The following is a 22116-nucleotide window of genomic DNA, read 5'->3' as shown; positions in this document are numbered from 1 at the left end:
AGAAAACAGTTATTTTTGCACTCCATTATTGTAATTCAGTATTTACATGACATCACTATCTGAGCAAGAGATCATACGCAGGGAAAAACTGCAGGAATTGGAGAAACTGGGCATCGACCCTTATCCGGCGGAAGAATATCCCGTAAACAATACCGCAGAAAAAATTAAAGCGGTATATAGTGAAGAAACCAAAGAGCAGTTGCAGAACCTCTGCATCGCTGGCCGTATCATGAAGATCCGTGACATGGGTAAAGCAGCTTTCATAAAGTTGCAGGACCATACAGGATATATTCAACTGTATGTACGCCGCGATGACATCAGCAATGGCGAGGATAAGTCCATGTACGATATTTTAGTCAAAAAGATACTCGATATAGGCGATATCATCGGTGCAAAAGGCTATGCCTTTGTTACCAAAACAGGCGAATTGTCTATACACGTAACCAAGCTCGATTTTCTCGCTAAATCCCTCCGCGTGCTTCCTGTAGTAAGCGAAAAGGATGGTGAAGTATTCGATGCCGTAACCGATCCTGAATTCAGATATCGCCAACGCTACGTAGACCTGATCATCAACCCGTCTGTCAAGGATACCTTTATCAAGCGTACGAAGATCATGCAGACCATCCGTGATTTCTATAACGACCTGGGTTACCTGGAAGTTGAAACACCGATCCTCCAGCCTATTCCTGGTGGCGCCACTGCACGTCCGTTCAAGACACATCACAATGCACTGGATATTCCATTATATATGCGTATCGCCAATGAGCTTTACCTGAAACGTTTGATCGTAGGTGGTTTCGATGGGGTGTACGAGTTTGCCAAAGACTTCCGCAACGAAGGTATGGACCGTACCCACAACCCGGAATTTACCGTAATGGAAATGTACGCCGCTTACAAAGACTACGAGTGGATGATGCGTACCACAGAAACCCTGCTGGAAAAGATCGCCCTCGCCCTGCATGGTACTACCCTGGTACAGGTAGGAGAGAAGGTGATCGACTTCAAAGCGCCTTTCCGCCGTGTCACTATGTTTGATGCGATTAAAGAACATACCGGTATCGACATTTCCGAAATGGACGAAGCACAGCTGCGTGATACCTGTAAACAACTGGGTATCGGCGTTGCACCTAGCATGGGTAAGGGTAAACTGATCGACGAGATCTTTGGCGAAAAAGCTGAACACAACTATGTACAGCCGACCTTCATCATTGACTATCCGGTGGAAATGAGCCCGCTCACCAAGAAACACCGTAGCAAACCAGGTCTGGTAGAACGCTTTGAACTGATGGTAAACGGTAAGGAACTGGCCAACGCTTACAGCGAGCTGAATGATCCTATCGACCAGCGCCAGCGCTTCGAAGACCAGGTGAAACTGATGGAAAGAGGTGATGACGAAGCGATGTACATCGACTACGACTTCCTCCGTGCCTTGGAATACGGTATGCCACCAACCTCCGGTATCGGTATTGGTATCGACCGTTTGACCATGATCATGACAAACAACCTATCTATCCAGGATGTGCTGTTCTTCCCACAAATGAAACCAGAGAAGCTCCAATAGTCTTCTCTTTCAACCTTATATCCAAAAAATCCGGCTCTTAATGGCCGGATTTTTAATTTACAACAAATCCGATCTATGCAATTACGTCACTTTACCCGCTACATGGCAGCCCTGGGTCTGTTATCCGCGCCACTATGCGCCCAGGATAAAAAAGACCTTACCTACGAGCAGATCTGGAAAAATGCCCCTTCCGGCATTTCCCAGCCACTCCCCAACATAACCGGTTGGGCTGATGACACACATTATATCGAAGTGCGCAATGGCAAGTCTTACAAAGTAGATGTAAAGACGGGTGCAGCGACCGACTATTCCCAGGCCGGCATTGCCGTATCTGTTCAGGATCACGATATTATCTACACAGCTGCTGATGGTACGACCACACAACTGACAAACGATACGCTCACAGAAAAGAATCCTACGATCTCTCCTGATGGGAAATATGTGGCCTTTACCCGCCACAATGACCTCTATAGCGTAGAAATAGCCACCAAAAAGGAAACCCGCTATACCAGCGACGCTTCTGACGTGGTATACAATGGTTACGCCTCCTGGATCTATTATGAAGAAATTCTGGGCCGTGCCTCCCGCTACCGTGCTTTCTGGTGGAGTCCCGATAGCCGCTACCTGGCTTACATGCGTTTTGACGACTCACAGGTACCCATATTCCCTATTTACAGCGAAAAAGGGCAGCACGGCTTCACAGAAAACACCCGTTATCCAAAAGCCGGCGATAAAAACCCGGAAGTGAAAGTAGGCGTGGTACCCGTAGCTGGTGGTGCTACCACCTGGGCAGCTTTTGACGAAAAGGCAGATCAGTACTTCGGTACCCCTTACTGGACAACCGACAACCACCTATGGATGCAATGGATGAACAGGGGACAGGATAACCTGAAGATCTACGATATCAACCTAACCACCGGCGCTAAAAAGGAAGTGTACGATGAAAAACAGCCTACCTGGATCGACTGGAAGGATGGAATGACTATTCTTGAGAAAGGTAAAGGATTTATCATGAGAAGTGATAAAACAGGCTGGTCCCACCTGTACTGGTACAATATGGACGGCTCACTCAAAAAGCAGCTCACGACCGGCAACTGGACGGTGAACTATACCGTAGCCCTGGATGCAAAACAGGAACAACTCTACTTCGTAGCAAGAAAAGAAGCTTCTACCCGCACAGATCTTTATAAGGTAAACCTGAATACAGCGGCAATTACCCGCCTTACCTTCGGCGAATACTACCATGCTGCGACCGTAAGTCCCCATGGCGACTACTTCATTACCACCTATTCGAACCTCAATACACCTGGCCGCATTGCGCTGGTAGACAATAAAGGCAAGGTAATCAGAGAATTGGGCGATAGCAAAGGCGCTCAATTAGCCAGTTACAACCTGGCCCTGCCCAAATTAATGACTTATACTACCCGCGACGGGTTGACCCTGCCAATGACGGTTACCATGCCACTACATATGCAGGAAGGCAAAAAATACCCTGTACTCATCAGCATCTATGGTGGGCCTGATGCAGGCACCGTATACGATCGCTGGAATGGCAACCTGACCGCACAATGGTGGGCCGAAAAAGGTATTATCCAGGTGGTAATTGATAATCGTAGCTCTGGCCAGCTGGGTAAAATGGGCATGAACTACATCCATCGCAAAACGGGTATCTATGAAATCGAGGATTATATGGATGCCACCAAATGGCTCCGTTCCCAGGCTTATGTAGATACAAACAAGGTTTGCATAACCGGTGGCAGTTTTGGGGGGTATATGACCTGTATGGCACTGACCTATGGCGCTTCCGTATTTAACTATGGTATGGCGAACTATTCGGTGACCGACTGGCAGCTCTACGATAGCCATTATACAGAAAGATATATGGATACCCCTGCCGAGAACCCGGAAGGTTACAAGATCACTTCGCCTATGCATTACCTGGACCGCTATAAGGGATTAATCAGGATCGTACATGGCACCATGGACGATAATGTACATATGCAAAACAGTATCCAGTTGGTCAATATGCTGGAAGACATGAATAAGCATTTTGAATTTATGTTAGTTCCGGGAGAGCGTCATGGGTGGAGAACCAGTATCAAGATGAAGCATAGTGATATGGAGATGTACCGGTTTATCTATCGCTATTTACTGGAAGAGCCGTTTCCGGCAGAGTTATAAAAAAAGAAACGGGGCTGCAAGACTACAGCCCCGAAAAATTTTAACCATATCTTTATTGAAAAACCTATACCAAAGGTGCACGTATTTTGAATACACGCAAACCCCATTCTGGTGAATGCTATATTTTTGTTTGGGAACGTAATAAAAAGGAAGTTAAACGTACCGGCTTTTGAAGGGGAAAATCAGTTTTTGAGGGGTGAACGTAACAGATGAGCCGTTAATGGCTGTACCTGCCTAAAATATAGAAGGGCGGTAAGAATACCGCCCTTGTAATAATTTTAACCATATCCTATGAAAAACCTGAGTCAAAGATATAGTCTACAAAAATGAGTTATCTTCCTATTTCCGTGAACGTTATAAAATAGTTCGTAAAACAGTAAGAATGAAGAGGTCAGCTGATATATATCAAATAAGATAATATTAATTAATTTTTAAATTGTAAATATTCTTAATTACTAGTCAATACACCATTATCATCCTACTTGCAGGCCATTCTGGACCGCCCTGTCTGGTTGTAACAACACTACTTCTTTATCCGCGCCCACTACACCAAGTACCAGACACTCAGAGAAAAAATTAGCCACCTGCTTCACTGGAAAGTTCACTACAGCAACCACCTGTTTGCCGATTAACGTCTCTTCACTATATAATTTGGTGATCTGAGCAGATGAACGCTTAATGCCCAGCTCGGGACCAAAGTCAATTAATAACTGGTAAGCAGGGTTCTTTGCCTTGGGAAAATCGGCTACTTCTATAATGGTTCCTACCCGAATGGCTACCTTTTCAAAATCCTGCCACGTAATCTGTTCCATAATGTTATGATATTGAGGTATTAAGATAATAAAAACCTTCATGAAAGAGGGAATTCACCAATGGGGGATGAAAAACATTTTCAAAGAAAAAAGGCGGTAAGAATACCGCCTAATAATTTAACCATATCCTATGAAAAACCTATTGTAAATATATACTGACCGCTTTGTAGAAAAACCTGCCATTTAGTGAATGTTATAATTTTCCCGGTGAATGCACGATTTAGTGATTATTCGAACATATGCCAGAGTATCATTATATTATAAAATAGATGGCTACATGCACATACTTAATGGCATGGTTCTTGCGTTTTATAAGTACAAAATTTTAGGTTAAAAAATAGGTTAAAGCGAAACGGCCCATCATTGCATACGCAATGATGGGCCGTTCTCGTTGAGCGAATATCTTTAGTCCAGCATGGTGGTATCCTGTACCACAAACGGACCTGTAGGATGCAGGATGGTGTAGTTTGTAAAGTCCTGATTGGAAATCAGCCCGGTACCATATAAGGTATCTGTTTCCGTACTTATCCTCACCGGCGTATTGGAAATAAACTGTTGCTTTTTAGAATCCCAGTTCAGCTCCTCGCAGTCCAGCCTTTCTCCTTTCTTGTTGATAACCACCACGTGGTCTTTGAGAAAGACATTGGCGTCATTCTCAAAGTATTTGCCATAGCGGGCTGTCAGGGTGCTCTCTACGCTCAGGGTATCGTTGTAAAACAACACCTTCAGTCCGTTATTGAACTCCACATAGATAGGTACCGCCAGGTGGCGCAGCATAGTGGGGGCTGTCAGATTGGCTTTTACGTGCCCATCCTGACTGTACAGGGAGTTAATATTCTTCCCTTCCTCCACAGCAGCGGCTTTTTTATCGAGGTTCATCACAGCCTCCATATCGTTTTCGCACGATACGGTAGCTATCAGGACCCACAGGAACGCTAAACGCGTAATGATTTTCTTCATATATGTGCTTCGGGCAGCAAAATTATGCAATTCCTAAATATCACCTGCTGATAGGTTTCGAAAATGCCCATTCAAATTCACCCGGTCCTTCAACCGTTCCATTTCCGCCATGACAGGCACGACCTTTAGCAGGTGTCGCTTCAGGTATTCCAGCCGCTGCATTTCCTGGAACAGGTGAAGCAACTCATACTCCTCATGCAGTGACAATCCCGCATGATGGGCCAGGTCGTAAGAAAGCAGGTCAGCATCTTCCTTTTTAAAGCTCTTATTCACCTGTAGCAGGTTGTGCAGCTCTCTTACAGCCTGCAATACCTGTTTTTGTAAGCGCTCGCTTGAGTTAAATTGATTTTCCGGGTAGTTGACTATAGCGCCTGAGTATAGCTTGTCAGGAATGGATTTGATCACTTCCAGTACGCGAAACACCTTTGTGCCCCTGGTTACGACATCCAGCTCCCCACTTTCGTAAGACTTTTCCACTCGTACTACCTCTACCAATGTACCGTACTCTACTATCTTATGGTTAATCACTGCTGGAATTCCAAAAGGTTTCTGCTCGGCTATACATTCCCGGATAAGCTGTTTATATCTCGGCTCAAATATATGCAGGTTTAGCTGCTCTTCAGGATAAACCACAATACCAAGCGGAAATATTGGAATGAAATTCGTCATGGTTTCTAAATTATAGAATATATCTTTAACCCCAAATTATTAGCAACTGCTTAACTTATATGCCACAACTATTATTCGACTGTGAGAAAATGAAATACCCCAATACAGGACTCTTTGAATTCTGCAAACAACTGGGATTGGCTCTACTTAATAATAAAATGGCAGATGAGGAAATGGTCTATTATGTTCCGGCACAGTATACCGGTTATTTTGGAGAGAATGCGACTTATATCAAAAAGAATTCCCTCCATAAGCTCTGGATGCCGACCTACTTTAAACCAACCATATGGCATACCACTTTTCAGACGTCAAGATACATGCCATCAACAGGTAGAACTAAAAAAGTATTGACTATCCATGACCTGAATTGCATTCATGAAAAGATCCATCCAAAACAAATAAAAAGAACCTTAAAGGCTATCCAGGAAAATATTAACCGGGCAGATCATGTTGTAACTATTTCTCAATTCGTCATGAATGATGTGAAAACACACTTGCATTTGAAAGACAAATCTGCAAGTGTAGTGCTGAATGGATGCCACTTAGAAGAATATCCTGACTTTAATGCACCGGCTTATCATCCTACTAAACCATTTCTCTTTACCATTGGAGGCGTCAATGCCAAAAAGAATTTTCATGTATTGCCAGCGTTACTGGTTGGTAATGATTATGAATTGATCATAGCAGGGCCTATTTTCGATGACAATTATAAGCAGCATATCCTGATGACAGCACAGGCACATGGTGTTGCCAGCAGGGTAAAAATAATAGGTGCCATATCCTATCCCGATAAATACTGGTATCTTCGCCATTGTGTCGGTTTTCTATTTCCTTCTATTGCTGAAGGTTTTGGTCTTCCCGTCATAGAAGCTATGAACCTGGGTAAGCCATGCTTTCTTTCTGACAAAACAAGTTTACCTGAAATAGGAGGACCTCTTAGTTACTATTTTCACGATTTTGAACCAACCACTATGCAGGAAGTTTTCAGGAATGGCATACAGGATTACCTGAAAAATAATCCTTCCGAAGCTATAAAGGCATATGCAGCACAGCTAAGCTATGATAATACGGCCAAAAACTATCTGAGTATATATCGCAGCCTTTATTAAACGCAACTTTCATTTTTATGCACCGCATCGGTCTGGATTTCGAAAAATTAAAGTATCCACACAACGGTCTTTACACCTTCTGTTTACAATTAGGACAACGACTATTGAACCTGCAGCGGCAGGATGAACAACTGCTGTATTATATGCCCGAATCCTTCACTGAATTCGATGGCAGATTTGAAACCATTCCTTATAAATGGTATGACAGATATGCCTTCTATCCTGAAAAGATGGACGTATTTCATGCTGTGCACCAGACAGGGAATGTCTGGCCCAGAAGGCAGGCGAAAAAAGCACTGGTCACTATTCATGATCTGAACTTCCTGTTTGATCAACGGCTCAGGAACTGGCAGAAACAGCATCACCTGCGCCAGTTGCAGAAACAGGTAGATGAAACGGATATAGTCGTTTCTATCTCCAAGTTTACATTGAGTGTGATCAGGGAACATATCAATGTGCCGGAAAGTAAATGTCATATCGTATATCAGGGATCTGAAGTAAAACAGTTTCCGGGGTTCGATGCTCCATCTTATAAACCACAAAAGCCTTTCCTGTTTTCTATCGGCATGCTGACGCCAAAGAAGAATTTCCATGTGCTGCCTTCATTGCTGATAGGGAATGATTATGAGCTGATCATCGCCGGCAGACAACAGGGTGACTACATCAAAAAGATTGAAGCAACAGCGGCAGAATTAGGTGTGAGCAACAGGTTGAAACTGGTAGGAGGTATTACAGACGAAGAGAAATACTGGTATTATAGTCAGTGTCTGGCATTCCTGTTTCCTTCACTGGCAGAAGGCTTTGGCGCACCTGTGGTAGAAGCCATGCACTTTGGCAAACCGGTGTTTTTGTCTGACAAAACGAGCTTACCCGAAGTAGGAGGGGCCGTCGCTTATTACTTCCGTGATTTTGCACCCGATGCTATGCAGGAAGTTTTTGCGAAAGGGCTGGAACACTTTGCCGGCAATGATCGTGCAGATGCTATAAAAAAACATGCCCTGCAATTTAGCTGGGATGCTAATGCAAGCGCATATTTTGAATTATATAGGAGCCTCTTTTAAAGCCGGCCACAGGCCCGCCCGCTCCAAACAAAAAGAGCTTTTGCCAGCGGCAGAAGCTCTTTTTGTTTCTAAATTTTTATATAGTTCCGGTAATCGAACAAACGCTTCCCGGTCCTTTTCTCTATCCAATACAGGATGCTATCCTTGAAACCAAATTTCTTCCTGCTGATATCGTGCTCAAACTTCCAGCCTTTCTCATCAATCCTTGACTGCATCACAGATGGATGTGTACCCTTGAACAGTTCCAGACTATCTACCACTCCATAATCAAACTCCTGGATATTCACCCTCTTCTTCATCTTCTCATCATTCCCGCCATGGTACAACTGGTATGAATTATTCAGCTTCCGTGCCTGTGCTTCCGGATCCTTTACCCATCCATAATGATAGATGTTGGCATCGATCTGTTTTACATGCAATTTCTCTCCTTCTTTTCTGAAACCCTGTGCATCGCGGTAAGAAGAGATCTTCTTATCATTTCTGATCACTCTTATCTCATTCTTATACCACACTCTTGAATCACCAATATAATCGTAGCTACCAAAAAAGTGCATGTATTCAAACAACAAACCTTCTACTTTAGGATCATCTTTATATTTCTCCATTGCAGCCCTTATCGCCGCATAATCTCTTTCATGCACCACCTCATCTGCCTGGATATAAAAACACCAGTCTGCATCGGGACTTACATGTGCAAATGCCTTGTCTGTTTCTACAGCCAGAATACGTCCTCCTTCTTTCAGCGAATCGTCCCATACAGAATGTGTAATCTTAATTTTAGGAGAATCGATTGACTGAATGAGTTCCAATGTTCCATCGTCAGAATCACCTACACTGACAATCACCTCATCGCACAGTGGCAGGATTGACCTGATAGATGCCAATACAGGATAGTCATATTTAACGGCATTGCGAACAAAAGTGAATCCGGCTACTTTCATATAATAGTTATATTGGCTGCGAAGATAATCCGTTATTCGTAATTTAGAAGATGCGTTCTCTATTGACAGACCTCTTACAGGGCTCACCCAGGGCATTGGCCCGATGTATTACCCTGGTGGAAAATGAAGCCAGTGGGTACGAAGGACTGTTGGCAGACCTTCCTGCCAATAACCATACCCGGGTGATCGGCATTACCGGCCCTCCCGGTGCTGGCAAAAGTACGCTCGTGAATGGCTTAATTGAACTGCTGCTGAAACAAGGGAAAAAGGTAGGCATCATTGCCGTTGACCCCAGTTCTCCCTTTAATTACGGCGCATTGCTGGGAGATCGGGTACGTATGGCCCAGCATTTTAACAACGACCATGTTTTTATCCGCTCTATGGCGAGCAGAGGGGCATTGGGAGGATTAAGCCCAAGGATCATTGAAGTAAGCGACCTGATGAAAGCCGCTGGTTTTGACTATCTCTTTATAGAAACAGTAGGAGTGGGGCAGAGTGAAGTGGAAATAGCCGGAATTGCTACCACCACAGTAGTAGTGGTCGTACCGGAAGCGGGCGATGAAATACAAACCATGAAAGCAGGGTTGATGGAGATCGCAGATATCTTTGTGGTGAATAAAGCAGATAGAGATAATGCAGATGCATTTGTAAAAAACCTGCGCATACTGGCCCATAGCCGTGTACAGGAAACAGCCGTTTTAAAAACAGTCGCTACTACCAACGAAGGCTTAACTGCATTGATAGCAGCCATTGACCATCATCAACAACAACTGACCCAACATCCGGAAAAACACGCACAATTACTCACCGAGAAAGCCTGGCAACTCATACAACGCCAACGTATGCGTCCCTTTAACAGGCAGGAATTGTTTCAGCAAATAAAAGCAGCACTTGAAAAAGGAGACTTTAATTTGTACCGTTTTTTACAATCAGTTTACGGAGTATAAAAGCAGGTATTACAGCTACTATCACAGGTAGAATGAGCATCCATTGATGTGTAATTTCTATGGATAGTATAATTGCTGCCAGTATGATGGGGAGTCTTCCCGTGAGCAATGCTGCGACACCCACTATGGCAGCCACTCCAAATGTCGTATCATGCACACCAAACAACATCGAAAACAGCAATATACAGCCTGTTCCCAGTGCACCACCTATGAGCACCAAAGGTGTAATCATCAACGCACTGCCAGGTGCACCTGAACCTGCTGCCAAAGCAAGCATTGCAAAACGTACCAATGATAATCCCAGGCAGATCTGCAGATTCATCTGACCGTTATACAGCACTTCTAAAAAGTTATTCCCCGTGCCCAATCCTTCAGGTCGTAGCCAACCTAAATAACCAATGATCACAGCAGCAACGACCGGCAACCATTCCCGTTTGTAAGTGATCTTTTCCATCACCTTTATCAACCCCGTTAGTAAAATGCCAAATAGCGATACGACTATACCCGTTATAAAGTATATAGTTAATCCTGAAATCGTAATAGCGCCTAATTCATGTATGGGAAAAACAGCTCCCCAGCCATGAAACAAAAAACAACACAACGCACCTGTTGCAGCCGACAATAACATGGCGACAACATTCAATAAGGTAAACTCGATAAAACCCAGTTCAAAGACTAATACTGTCGCTGCCAGCGGTGCATGCATCATATATGCCAATGCACCTGCAAGCGCCGCTGCTTTGAGCAACTTCTTTTCACCCAATACAAATAATCCACTTACAAAAGTACCTTCCACACCAAATGGAAAACCTGTGCCGGTCATCAACAGCGGACTGAGAGGAACCAGCATTTTCTTTCCGAACTTTGCAATCAGGGCACCAGCTACAGCACCTGCTATTGGAATAAGGATGATCCACCCACCTAATCCGGAATTAGTAATATCAGGTATATCCGTTTTGAATGCTCCTAAAAAGCAGACCCAGGTGATGAAGTTTATCAGCCGCGCGAGGCTTTCAAACACCAAAGCGGCAAGTACAGCAGTCAACACAGCTAGCCCAATGTTTTTCATATTCTTAACTTCCAGTTATGTTAATGACTCGTTAACAGAAAAGAGTGTTTCTTTAAAATCAATTTAATTCCTCATTTATTACAATCTAATAATAAAATTATTAACCTGATAATCACTAATTCATTTTTGTGAGTAATCGTTCGTCAATAGCATGTTAAAAATTTCACGCCGTATCCCCCCCTACATACATTTGTGTCAACCTAGATTACTGTTATTGATAAATTGATAATTAACCACATATCCATGGAAGTTGCTATTTTCGACACCTATGTGAAACGCCGTGAAGGAGGCTATATGCATTTTGACATTATCGTCTCCGTTGATACTAATTACGAAAGCGTCCTCACATTTGGTAATGCTTACCTCAAATCCCGCTCATTGACTGCGCCAGTGATTTCCTCCCGTGATTGCAGGTTCTGCCATATGCAGGAAACAGTTCCTTCATGGGAAAAGAATATCCAGCAGCAAGGCTATCATATTTACGAACTGGAAGGTTGCAGGTAAAATCTTTAAATACAAAGGGCTGACCATCGCTGATCAGCCCTTTGCTAATAATGATTTGTAATAGTTTATGCCTGTTGTCTGTTATTCCTGTAATAACGGAAACCCAGAAATGCAATAATAATGAGTGGCGTTACTGCCAGCATCAAAATACCCGCATTCAATCCTTTCGCAGGCCCTTCTCCCAGTTGCTGTGCCGTCTTGGTACAAAGAGAACACTGTGCCATGGTTTGTGTGCTCAGGGCAAGGAGTATCAATGCTATTTGTCCAATCTTTTTCATACCTCAAATTTACGAATTTTAATTGCATCTGCCTTTGGCATAAGATGTAGAGAATTGATTTCTTCAGCGAAGATTTAATCAATTTTCGTCCATTCCCATTATCAATAATAAGGCGCGATCATTACATACACAATCACCCCGGTTACCGCTACATAAAACCAGATCGGCCATGTAATTCTCGCAATCTTCTTGTGCTTCTCAAAGTCATTCTGGAACCCACGCAGCAATGTAAACAACACCAGCGGAACTATAATTCCAGCCAGGATAATATGCGTGATCAGGATAAAGAAATATACATACCTCAATCCACCTGCCGCTGCTTTCTCTGCTTCTGTTACAATATAGTTATGATCTACATCACCATACATAGTAGACTTTACAAAGAAGTGATACGTTACATACGATACCAGGAATATAGCTGACAGCGCCACCGCAATCAGGTTCGCCACCTTGTGTGCTTTAATCTGCTTCATCTTGATAAAATACAGACTTGCCAACAACATCACTGCCGTAGCTGAATTCAGCGCCGCATGGAACAACGGCAATACCGAAACATTAAACCCCGCTTCCATATGCTGGCGCGGCAAAAACATCAGGAGCGCCACGACTACCGGTATCGCTACGGATACAATCGTAATAGGCAGGTTTAGATTTTTGTTTGTAAGACTCATATCAGGATATTTAAAGCAAAAAGTGAAACGGAAACGCTACACCTTAGCGTCTACACATTTCACTTTTATGCTTACTTTTCATTTTCTTAATTTTCTTATTCAGTACCTGGATTCAGAATCCTTTGCAGGAAAGGAGGACGATGCTTTGCCTTCTCCAGGTGCAATACAGCGATATCATTTGCGACCTGACGAATTACATTGCTGTCTGTTCCATCATAATACCCCCTGATCTGGCGATCCTTGTCCAGTAAGATCAGTTTCTCTGTATGGATAAAATCATCCGGTCCGCCATCTCCCTCTGTCACACTTACAAAAAACTCATGTCGGGCCAGATCATAAATATCCTTCTTACTACCGGTTAGCAACCACCAGTTATCAGGATTAATATTGCGTTTTAACCCATATTGGCGTAAAGTCTCAGATGAATCTCTTTCCGGATCTACTGTCAGCGACAGCAGTTGCAGTAAAGTATCACTCTTAATATACGCTTTTTGTAGCTTTTCCAGATTTGCCATCATCTTTGGGCAAATGCTGGGACAGGAAGTAAAAAAGAAATTTACCAGCACCATTTTGTTTGGCAGGTCATGTAAGGATACCTGCTGGCCCATCTGGTTGGTAAATGTAAAATCCTTTACCGTATGGTACACCGTATCATACGTTTGCTTCCCATCTTTCATCACAGTATCTACACGCTCCGCAATATAATGGCGGGGGAGTGGTACTGCATCCTCCCGATAGTGATCTACTATCAGGTAGCCCACCAATGGCAACAGCACGGCGAGTACTAATCCTAAAAGTCCTTTCTGTGTGATGGCGTATGGTATTAATTGTGAACAAAAAATTACGCTTTACAATATCCGCATCGCTGGGGACAATGTAAAGCGTAACAGTATAAAAGTAATGAATTATTCGTGGTGTCCCTCTCCGCCTTCGATAACCTGTACTTTCTCAACTGGTTTTGGAGTACCAGGAGCCAGGTTCTTACGCATGTTCTTCCATGAATCACCATCAGCCAGGAAGGCGATGATAAACCAGACAAACAGGAGCAGCGGCATGAGGATCGTCATGATCAGATTCTTGATCTCGTGACCAAGGTGCATGAACTCAGCTACGATAAAGAATGCCTTCACAATGGTCAGACCAATGAAGATAGAGTTTACCAGCAGCTTAGGAGGAAAACCTGTGTTCAGGTGAACCAAAGCCAGCGCGATTTCAACAACTGTAATCGCTAATAAAATCCAAAACGTTTTCCAGATGCTCTTGGTAGAGCTATCAGCTACATGAACATCGTGACCCGCGTCTGTATATGTTGTATTTGACATGTGTTCTCTTTTTAAAATTCCAATTTACTAAATTCCCAATTCCGATTAGAGCAGGTAGAAACAGGTGAATACGAATACCCAAACCAGATCCACAAAGTGCCAGTACAGACCTACTTTCTCAACCATTTCATAGTGACCTCTGTCTTCGTAAGTACCTTTCAGTACGTTCGCCAGGATAAGGATGTTCAATATTACACCAGAAGTTACGTGCAAACCGTGGAAACCGGTGATAGTAAAGAAAAAGTTAGTAAAGTTAGGAGAACCAGCAGTACCATCAGCATTTGCAAAAGGATTACGACCCCACCATGCACCTTCGTGCCACAGGTGTGTCCACTCCCATGCCTGACAGCTCAGGAACGCGATACCACCGATAATCGTCCAGACGAGCCACTTAGCTACATCCTGCTGACGACGCTGGTGACCGGCATGTACAGCCAATACCATGGTTACAGAACTCATGATCAGAATGAATGTCATCAAGCTCACAAATCCCATTGGAACATTTGCATGTCCCAAACCTGGGAACGAACGGAACACCTCGTTAGGGTCAGGCCATGAAGTACTCATGAAGCGGATCGTTCCATATGATATCAACAATGCTCCAAAGGTGAAGGCATCTGACAACAGGAAGTACCACATCATCAACTTTCCGTAACTCACATTAAAAGGAGAATGTCCCCCGGACCACCATTTTTTCTTCGCTGTAACTGCTGTATCCATTGTTTGTTTTGTAAATTAATTTTTAGAAAGTTTATCTGGCGATACTCAGAAAAATCAAAAGGTAAATCCACAGAATGTCTACAAAGTGCCAGTAAGTAGATGCTACCTCAATCGGAACTGAACTGTAGCTTAATACTTTGGTTCTAAAGGCTCTTCCAAACAAAACCAGCAAAACGACTACTCCCCCCAGTACGTGCAGCAGGTGTACACCTACAATCACATAAATAAAAGAAGCAGATGCCGGGCCATTTAAAGGCAGCCCATTATGTGCCATCTGTGAAAATCCAATCCACTGACATACCGCAAATGCTATTCCTAACAGAGCGGTCAGCGTGATCAGCTGTTTGTATGCCTGCATATGTCTGTTTCTGAATTGCTTTACAGCCATCTGAACAGTTACACTACTGGCCAGGATTACTGCGGTGCTCACCCAAAAGATCATAGGCAGCTCAAAAGTGATCCAGTTTGCTTGCGATCGCTTTACTACATACGCACTGGTGAAACCAATAAACATCATCGTAATACTCCCCATAGCAATCCATAGGGAATATTTGTGTGGATGTATCTTTTTACGTTGTTGTAAACTCATCGCCTGCATCACTATTTATTCTTTAAAACCTTATTAAATGTTATGCACTTTGTCAGCTAATAATGCCAACTGCATGATTGTAAGATAAATGTAAGATCCGAACATCAGCTTACGTGCTGCTGCAGCATCACATTTTCTATACAAGTTAATCGCACGGTAAAGGAAGAAGAGCGTGGCCAGAAACACAATCACTGCTGAAATGGCACCGCTGATCCTAAACAGATAGGGGAGACCACCCAGTGGAATCAGGAGGAATGTATACATTACTGCCTGAATAGCGATCATCCTGTTTGGCTCTGAACCGTTTGGTAATAATTTGAAACCGGCGTTTTTATAATCTTTATGTCCAACCCATGCAATCGCCCAAAAGTGTGGGAACTGCCATACGAATTGAAGCGCATATAAAGACCATCCGCCAGCGCCCAGTTCATCCGCTCCAGCTGCCCAGCCAATCAACAGTGGCATCGCTCCCGGGATTGCACCCACAAACACCGCCAGTGAATTCCATCTTTTCCAGGGTGTATAGATAAATGCATACACTACCAGCGATAACAGGCTTAAACCAGCACTCAGCCAGTTGAATGCCCATGCCATGATCAATACACCGGAGATAGCTGTTGCATAGGCCAGGATTCTGGCTTCTGTTTCAGAAACACGGCCAGAGGGCAGGGGCCTTACAGCCGTACGTGCCATCAGCTTGTCTGTCTCTACTTCCAGTAACTGATTGATTGTATTTGCTGAGCCGGATACTAATAAACCACCGGCAAATAATTCAACGATTTTTATCAACGAAAACTCCACCCCAGGAACGAGTAAGTAACCCACTACACTGGAAAACACCACCATAAAGGTCAGGTTAAACTTCATCAGCTGAGAATAATCCTTCACCTTACTGGCTACAGCATACGACAACGACAATTTTATGGAGTTTGCTCTTATCATTTCTTAGTCCAAATCTGCGAGGTGCGCGCTCACAGGGGTCCAAAAATATCAATCTTCACTTTCGTTTTTGAGCTGCCCTCCCTTTTAGGGGGGAGGGCAACCGGCAGGTCAGGATTAGTGACCGCCGTTAGCTTGTTCTTCCGGAGACAGTGGAACGACCTGAGGAATGAAATCCTGACCATCCTTGCTGTAATCGTAAGCCCAACGGTGAACCTCAGGGATCTCACCAGGCCAGTTACCGTGACCAGGATTAATCGGAGTCGTCCATTCCAGGGTAGTTGCATTCCATGGGTTCTGAGTTGTTAACTTACGACCCTTGAAGATGCTATAGAAGAAGTTGAATACAAACAGGAGCTGAGTAGCAAATACCAGGATCACCACGATAGAGATGAAGTGGTTCAGATCAGCGAACTGTTTGAAAGACTCCCAGTTAGAGTAGTCATAATACCTTCTTGGCATACCCACCAGACCTTCATAGTGCATTGGCCAGAAGATCAGGTAAGCACCACACAGGGTGATCCAGAAGTGGATGTAAGAAAGGGTATTGTTCATGTAACGGCCAAACATTTTCGGGAACCAGTGGTATACACCGGCGAAAGTACCGAAGAAGGCAGATACACCCATTACTATATGGAAGTGCGCGATTACGAAATATGTATCGTGCAGGTGAATATCGATAGAGGAGTTACCCAGCCAGATACCAGTCAGACCACCGGAGATGAATGTGCTCACGAAACCGATGGAGAACAGCATACCAGGAGTAAAACGGATGTTACCTCTCCAGATCGTAGTGATCCAGTTGAACACCTTGATTGCAGACGGTACCGCAATCAGCAATGTCAACAGTACGAAGAAGGCACCAAGGAATGGGTTCAGACCAGTTACGAACATGTGGTGCGCCCATACCAGGAAAGCCAGGATAACGATCGCGAACATGGAACCAACCATCGCCAGGTAACCGAAGATAGGTTTGCGGGAGTTAACCGCCATTACTTCAGATACCATACCCATTGCAGGGAGGATGATGATATATACCTCAGGGTGACCCAGGAACCAGAACAAGTGCTGGTACAGGATAGCAGAACCACCTTCGTTGCTCAGTGCTTTACCATTTACGAACAGTTCGCTCAGGTAGAAGCTGGTACCACCATGGCGGTCGAACAGCAGAAGGATAAAACCTGACAGTAATACAGGGAAGGAAAGTACACCCAGTACAGCTGTGAAGAAGAAGCCCCAGATAGTCAGTGGCATCTTGGTCATAGTCATACCTTTGGTACGCATGTTCAGAATAGTAGAGATATAATTCAGACCTCCCAGCAGCTGAGACACTACGAAAAGTGCCATTGCCGATAACCAGAGGTCCATACCAATTTTAGAACCGATTGACGCATCGCCCAGCGCACTCAATGGCGGATAAGCAGTCCAACCACCAGATGCAGGACCAGTCTGTACAAACAGAGAGCTCATCATCACCATGCTAGCCAGGAAGAAGAACCAGTAGCTCATCATGTTCATGAGAGGAGAAGCCATATCGCGGGCACCTACCTGCAAAGGAATCAGCAGGTTGGAGAAAGTACCGCTCAAACCGGCAGTTAATACAAAGAATACGAGGATTGTACCGTGCATTGTTACCAATGCATAGTAAGCTTCGTCAGTAATACGGCCACCTTTAGCCCATTTTCCCAGTATGCTTTCCATCCATGGGAAAGTAGCATCAGGGAAACCCAGTTGCAAACGGAACAGTACAGAGAAGAAAGCACCTATGATAGCCCAGATAATACCGGTAATCAGAAACTGCTTAGCGATAGTTTTGTGATCCAGACTGAAAACATACTTCGAAATGAAGCCGCCCTCATGGTGCTCATGGTCATCGTGACCGTGGCCATGATCGTGCCCGTGGGCGCCGTGCATTAGCTCCTGTTGACTGTGCAATGTTGCTTCGTTACTCATAATCGGTGCTATTTATATAAAACTGATGTGCGTTCAGTTTTTCTTATAATTATTTAATGTCCTGTGCGTCTTGTGCGTCTAAAAATTCTTCTCTGGCTACAAAGTTACTACTTCACTAGTTTTTAGCCACTGCCTTTTGGGTGCTGTCAGCAGCAGTTGCTGCAGGAGCGGGAGTCGCGCTTTCATGTGCAAGATCAAACTGAGCCTTCTGCTTAGCAGCCCAGGCATCGAATTCTTCCTGAGTTTCTACCACGATGTTAGCCTTCATAGAGTAGTGACCTTTACCACACATCTGATCGCAGGAAAGTTCGTACACATAATCAGGATTGTCCATCTTCTGTCTCATTTCCTTTGTGGTGAACTTTGGAGTTACCCACAGTGTAGTTGGGATACCTGGAACAGCATCCATCTTCATACGGAAAGCAGACAGACCTACGTCATGGATTACGTCGCGGGAACCAATGATGAATTTCACTGGTTTGTTTACTACCAGGTGAATGTCGGTTGTCATGAAGTCATCCTTATTCAGCTGATCGTCCCAATCCTGACCTACAGGGTTGTTGGCATCGTTGATGTTTTTGAAGAACTTACGGCCCAGCTGACCATCTTTACCAGGGTAACGAACCAGCCAGTTGAACTGCTTACCAGTTACTTCAACTACCATTGCATCTTTCGGTGCATCGGAAGTGAGGCGGAACCAGTGTCTTAAACCGAATGCTACCAGGATTGTCAAGGTGATAGCAGGTATTACGGTCCAGATTAATTCCAGTTTATTATTGTGAGGAAAATAGAAAGCTTTCTGGCCTTCTTTTTCCTGATATTTAAATGCGAACCAGAAAAGGAGGATCTGGGTGATAACGAAAACGATACCAGTGATAACCAGTGTCCATTTAATCATGCTGTCGATACCTTCACCCTGTACAGATGCTGATTCAACACCAATTTTACCTTTCAGTAACTCATTACAGTAGTAAACACCTATCAGGCCCACCACCAGGAACACGATCATCAGGAAGCCGTTCACCTTGTTAGATTGCTGGCGCGACTTCTTTTCTCCCTTTAATATCGACACATATTCGCTGGCCTTCGCAATCTGGAAGATGACTACGAATATGAGCACAACTACTAAGACTGCTAAATATCCTGACATTGCTATTTTGAATAATTAAGTTATCTAATGCTTTACGATTTACCTAAATCTATCTCTCAGTATTACGGCCAATTAAACCTGGTGTATAATACTTTCTTTCAGATAAGGGTGGTTCTTTGGAACCAGCGGAGCCTTAGTCAGATTTCTTGACACGAGGAAGATGATCAGACCAACAAAACCTACGCCAATACCAAGCTCATACCAAGGGAACACCAGGTGCTGATAAGTACCAGGACCAACCATCTGCCAGAAGTCCATCCAGTGACCAGCGATGATCAGCACAGTGATGAAAGTCATAGAAGACCAGTTACGTTTGTTATCTCTGCTCATCAGGAACAACAGCGGAGTGATGAAGTTGATGATCAGGTTCAGGAAGAAAATAGGTCTCCACTCACCCCACAGACGAGGTTTGAAGTAAATAATTTCTTCAGGCATGTTAGCATACCAGATCAGCATATACTGGGAGAACCAGAGGTAAGTCCAGAAGATACTGAAACCGAAAGCGAATTTACCCAGGTCATGCAGGTGCTCTTCATTCACATTTGGCAGGTAGCCATTACGTTTCAGATAGATAACCCACAATGCGATCAGGGAAATACCAGATACCCAGCTACTCACGAAGGTATACCAGCTATACATAGTAGAGTACCAATGTGCATCGATACTCATTAACCATAACCAGGGAGAGGTAGAACCAACGCTCAGTGCGTAGATTACTACGAAACCACCGCACATTACAGTATTTCTCCAGAGAATGCGTTTACCGCTTTCTTTAGAGAGATCCCATCCATCTTCTTCGATGGACATGTTGCGGAGTTTAACAGTGAACAGTATCCAGAGACCAATTGTCAGGATAGCAGCTACTGTGAAGAAAGTAGGATTCAGGAATGCCTCTTTCCATTTCAGGATTGGATCGTGTTGCACATGTTCTTTGTCAAGCCAGTGGTAAATATGACCAGCTTTACCATAGACCAGGAACATCAGAATTACGAAAAAGATACCACCTAATACAGGAACAGCCATTGAGATGGCTTCCGGTACGCGACGGAAACCAACTTGCCATGCACCATGTGCCAGGGTAGTGGCACCAATAAAGAAGGCACTGGCTAATACTACAAGTAGAAAGAAAGAGCTGTTCTGCAGGAGGCCAGCCCAGAAACGTGTGGAGCCATGCTCACCACTAAATGCGAAAAATCCGATCAACAAAGTCAGCAAGCCAATCCCCATTAACACGAAGCTGGTCGTCTTTAATCTTGCCGGTACTACAAATTGGTCCTTCATTACTGTATATTAAAATACTTAATTAATGCTATTATATTCAATTACTTATGTGCAGTGCTGTCCGAAGTAGGTGCAGCTGCTGCAGGTGCAGGAGTTGCAGCTGGGGTACTTGCATCACCATCTACCAGGGTAGGAGGGTTCGCACCACCGTTCTGCACACTGCGGATATATGCAGCTATTTTCCAACGCTGTGTTCTATCCAGCTGGCTGGCGTAGCTACCCATCACGTTGTAACCATAAGTCATTACGTGGAACAGGCGACCTTCGCTGTAGCTGGCTTTCGCACCGCTGGCCAGGTTGGCAGGAGCTGCTACATAAGGACCATTACCATCCTTATACAACGGACCGTTACCATCCAGTTTAGTGCCATGGCAAATACCACAATAAATATTGAATAAACGTTTTCCTTCCTCCAGATCCGCTTTCGCCAGAATCAGTGGATTTTTAACACCGTTAGCTAACGCAGTATCTTCTGCTTTCAGATGGTAAGGCAATAACTCTCCTCTCTTCACGGTGCCATCTACAGGTTTCATAGATGATACCTTCTCATTATAGAACTCATAAGCACGGGATTCATACATGTCAGGCATGTAAATCCTTCCGGGCTTTCTGTTATTCTCTCCCCTGTTGCATGATACCGATACCAAAGCTCCACTTACCAAAGCAGCTGCGATCAATATGTTGGAAGTCCTTTTCATCTGTTTATTATAATTCAAGCTTATATTCTGTATACTTCTCTGTAAGTCTGCTTTACAGCGAAGTTTTAAAATCGTTGTTTACGCGTTTACAGGTGCAGTCTGTGCGTTCTTGTACAGGGTAGGTTCATCATCCTCATCGAAACGACCGTACCACCATCCTGCTTCCGCACGCTGTTCGTTGATTTCCAGTCCACCAGCTTTTGCCAGCAGGGCTTTCACTTCTTCAGCGTTTGTTTTAGCAGTTACCTCGATAGCCATTACAAACAGATCGTCTGTCTGACGTGGATGGAAGATGTGTTTCTTCACACCTGGCATCAGGTTACACAGGTAGCAGAAGGTCATTACCATACCTACCGCAGCGAACAGTACTGTCAACTCGAAGGTAATAGGTATGAACGCCGGTAATGGAAAGTGTGGCTTACCACCGATGTTCAAAGGCCAGTCTGATGTAAAGATCCAGCTCATGCAGGATAATGCTGTCGTAGTACCACAAACACCATATATGAAACCGGCAGTGTGCAGGCTGGTTTCACGAAGACCCATTGCATGATCAAGACCATGTACTGGAAATGGTGTGTATACATCATGGATTTTGTAGCCCGCAGTTCTTACTTTTTTAACTGCCGGAAATAATACCGCCTCATCATCAAAACTTGCTACAACGAAATTTTTAACCGCCATATGTTTAAAAAAATTCTAAG

The 22116-nt window shown here is 44.1% G+C and carries 23 protein-coding genes; 6 read left to right on the top strand and 17 right to left on the bottom strand.

The features are described from left to right. Positions 1–46 precede the first annotated feature (46 nt). Together lysS and BW716_RS12850 are read left to right on the top strand one after the other, a co-directional pair. Complete coding sequence (gene lysS / locus BW716_RS12855) at positions 47–1561, top strand: lysine--tRNA ligase (protein WP_083722965.1); 1515 nt, start codon at positions 47–49, stop codon at positions 1559–1561. A 75-nt stretch (positions 1562–1636) separates the two neighbouring features. Beyond that, the gene (locus tag BW716_RS12850) at positions 1637–3742 is read left to right on the top strand and encodes a S9 family peptidase (protein ID WP_083722964.1); all 2106 of its coding nucleotides are present in this window, start codon (positions 1637–1639) and stop codon (positions 3740–3742) included. Between the two features lie 473 nt (positions 3743–4215). Here BW716_RS12850 and BW716_RS12845 read toward each other — a convergent pair whose 3' ends face one another. The 3 genes from BW716_RS12845 to BW716_RS12835 all read right to left on the bottom strand — a co-directional run bounded on the left by BW716_RS12845 (position 4216) and on the right by BW716_RS12835 (position 6183). Then, positions 4216–4554, bottom strand: a complete 339-nt coding sequence (locus tag BW716_RS12845; RefSeq protein WP_083722963.1) for a tRNA-binding protein — start codon at positions 4552–4554, stop codon at positions 4216–4218. A gap of 405 nt (positions 4555–4959) precedes the next feature. Next, positions 4960–5514: an LPS export ABC transporter periplasmic protein LptC gene (gene lptC / locus BW716_RS12840; protein WP_083722962.1), complete on the bottom strand. Its 555-nt coding sequence runs from the start codon at positions 5512–5514 to the stop codon at positions 4960–4962. A gap of 33 nt (positions 5515–5547) precedes the next feature. Continuing rightward, entirely contained in the window at positions 5548–6183 is a 636-nt protein-coding gene (locus BW716_RS12835) for an LON peptidase substrate-binding domain-containing protein (RefSeq protein ID WP_083722961.1), read from the bottom strand. Between the two features lie 59 nt (positions 6184–6242). Between BW716_RS12835 and BW716_RS12830 the strand changes: the two genes are divergently transcribed. Continuing rightward, positions 6243–7292, top strand: a complete 1050-nt coding sequence (locus tag BW716_RS12830) for a glycosyltransferase family 1 protein (protein WP_083722960.1) — start codon at positions 6243–6245, stop codon at positions 7290–7292. A 17-nt stretch (positions 7293–7309) separates the two neighbouring features. Beyond that, the gene (locus BW716_RS12825) at positions 7310–8353 is read left to right on the top strand and encodes a glycosyltransferase family 1 protein (protein WP_083722959.1); all 1044 of its coding nucleotides are present in this window, start codon (positions 7310–7312) and stop codon (positions 8351–8353) included. Between the two features lie 68 nt (positions 8354–8421). Here BW716_RS12825 and BW716_RS12820 read toward each other — a convergent pair whose 3' ends face one another. Continuing rightward, positions 8422–9294 carry a glycosyltransferase family 2 protein gene (locus BW716_RS12820; protein WP_083722958.1) on the bottom strand — a complete coding sequence of 291 codons (873 nt, stop codon included), beginning with the start codon at positions 9292–9294 and terminating at the stop codon, positions 8422–8424. A gap of 50 nt (positions 9295–9344) precedes the next feature. Here BW716_RS12820 and meaB point away from each other — a divergent pair, with 50 nt between their 5' ends. Beyond that, on the top strand, positions 9345–10241 hold the full coding sequence (meaB, locus tag BW716_RS12815) for a methylmalonyl Co-A mutase-associated GTPase MeaB (RefSeq protein WP_083722957.1): 897 nt from the start codon (positions 9345–9347) through the stop codon (positions 10239–10241). Here meaB and BW716_RS12810 read toward each other — a convergent pair. Then, positions 10201–11310: a chloride channel protein gene (locus BW716_RS12810; protein ID WP_083722956.1), complete on the bottom strand. Its 1110-nt coding sequence runs from the start codon at positions 11308–11310 to the stop codon at positions 10201–10203. The two genes, meaB and BW716_RS12810, sit on opposite strands and share 41 nt — an antisense overlap. 243 nt (positions 11311–11553) lie before the next feature. Here BW716_RS12810 and BW716_RS12805 point away from each other — a divergent pair, with 243 nt between their 5' ends. Continuing rightward, positions 11554–11814, top strand: a complete 261-nt coding sequence (locus BW716_RS12805) for a DUF2024 family protein (protein WP_083722955.1) — start codon at positions 11554–11556, stop codon at positions 11812–11814. Between the two features lie 65 nt (positions 11815–11879). Here BW716_RS12805 and BW716_RS12800 read toward each other — a convergent pair whose 3' ends face one another. From BW716_RS12800 to BW716_RS12745, 12 genes are all read right to left on the bottom strand, one after another. Then, positions 11880–12092, bottom strand: coding sequence for a hypothetical protein (locus BW716_RS12800; protein ID WP_083722954.1), 213 nt, complete (start codon positions 12090–12092; stop codon positions 11880–11882). 101 nt (positions 12093–12193) lie between these two features. Next, entirely contained in the window at positions 12194–12763 is a 570-nt protein-coding gene (locus BW716_RS12795; protein ID WP_083722953.1) for a DUF420 domain-containing protein, read from the bottom strand. Between the two features lie 95 nt (positions 12764–12858). Continuing rightward, positions 12859–13539, bottom strand: coding sequence for an SCO family protein (locus tag BW716_RS12790; RefSeq protein ID WP_083722952.1), 681 nt, complete (start codon positions 13537–13539; stop codon positions 12859–12861). 129 nt (positions 13540–13668) lie between these two features. Next, the gene (locus BW716_RS12785; RefSeq protein ID WP_083722951.1) at positions 13669–14085 is read right to left on the bottom strand and encodes a cytochrome C oxidase subunit IV family protein; all 417 of its coding nucleotides are present in this window, start codon (positions 14083–14085) and stop codon (positions 13669–13671) included. Between the two features lie 45 nt (positions 14086–14130). Next, complete coding sequence (locus BW716_RS12780; RefSeq protein WP_083722950.1) at positions 14131–14805, bottom strand: cytochrome c oxidase subunit 3; 675 nt, start codon at positions 14803–14805, stop codon at positions 14131–14133. Positions 14806–14836: 31 nt separating this feature from the next. After that, a complete protein-coding gene (locus BW716_RS12775; RefSeq protein WP_235643655.1) occupies positions 14837–15394 on the bottom strand; it encodes a cytochrome c oxidase subunit 3 in 558 nt (185 codons plus the stop codon). Positions 15395–15427: 33 nt separating this feature from the next. Beyond that, a complete protein-coding gene (gene cyoE / locus BW716_RS12770; RefSeq protein WP_235643645.1) occupies positions 15428–16312 on the bottom strand; it encodes a heme o synthase in 885 nt (294 codons plus the stop codon). 138 nt (positions 16313–16450) lie between these two features. After that, a complete protein-coding gene (locus tag BW716_RS12765; protein ID WP_083722947.1) occupies positions 16451–18286 on the bottom strand; it encodes a cbb3-type cytochrome c oxidase subunit I in 1836 nt (611 codons plus the stop codon). A 115-nt stretch (positions 18287–18401) separates the two neighbouring features. Next, the gene (locus BW716_RS12760) at positions 18402–19436 is read right to left on the bottom strand and encodes a cytochrome c oxidase subunit II (protein WP_083722946.1); all 1035 of its coding nucleotides are present in this window, start codon (positions 19434–19436) and stop codon (positions 18402–18404) included. 72 nt (positions 19437–19508) lie between these two features. Beyond that, on the bottom strand, positions 19509–20717 hold the full coding sequence (locus BW716_RS12755; RefSeq protein ID WP_083722945.1) for a quinol:cytochrome C oxidoreductase: 1209 nt from the start codon (positions 20715–20717) through the stop codon (positions 19509–19511). A gap of 41 nt (positions 20718–20758) precedes the next feature. Next, positions 20759–21415 (bottom strand): cytochrome c, encoded by a 657-nt coding sequence (locus BW716_RS12750; protein WP_083722944.1) that lies wholly within the window; start codon positions 21413–21415, stop codon positions 20759–20761. Between the two features lie 78 nt (positions 21416–21493). Then, complete coding sequence (locus BW716_RS12745) at positions 21494–22096, bottom strand: DUF3341 domain-containing protein (protein WP_083722943.1); 603 nt, start codon at positions 22094–22096, stop codon at positions 21494–21496. Between the last annotated feature and the right edge of the window lie 20 nt (positions 22097–22116).

The sequence above is a fragment of the [Flexibacter] sp. ATCC 35208 genome, from assembly GCF_001975825.1.
Lineage (GTDB): Bacteria > Bacteroidota > Bacteroidia > Chitinophagales > Chitinophagaceae > Chitinophaga.
This window is presented reverse-complemented; position numbering and strand designations above follow the sequence as displayed.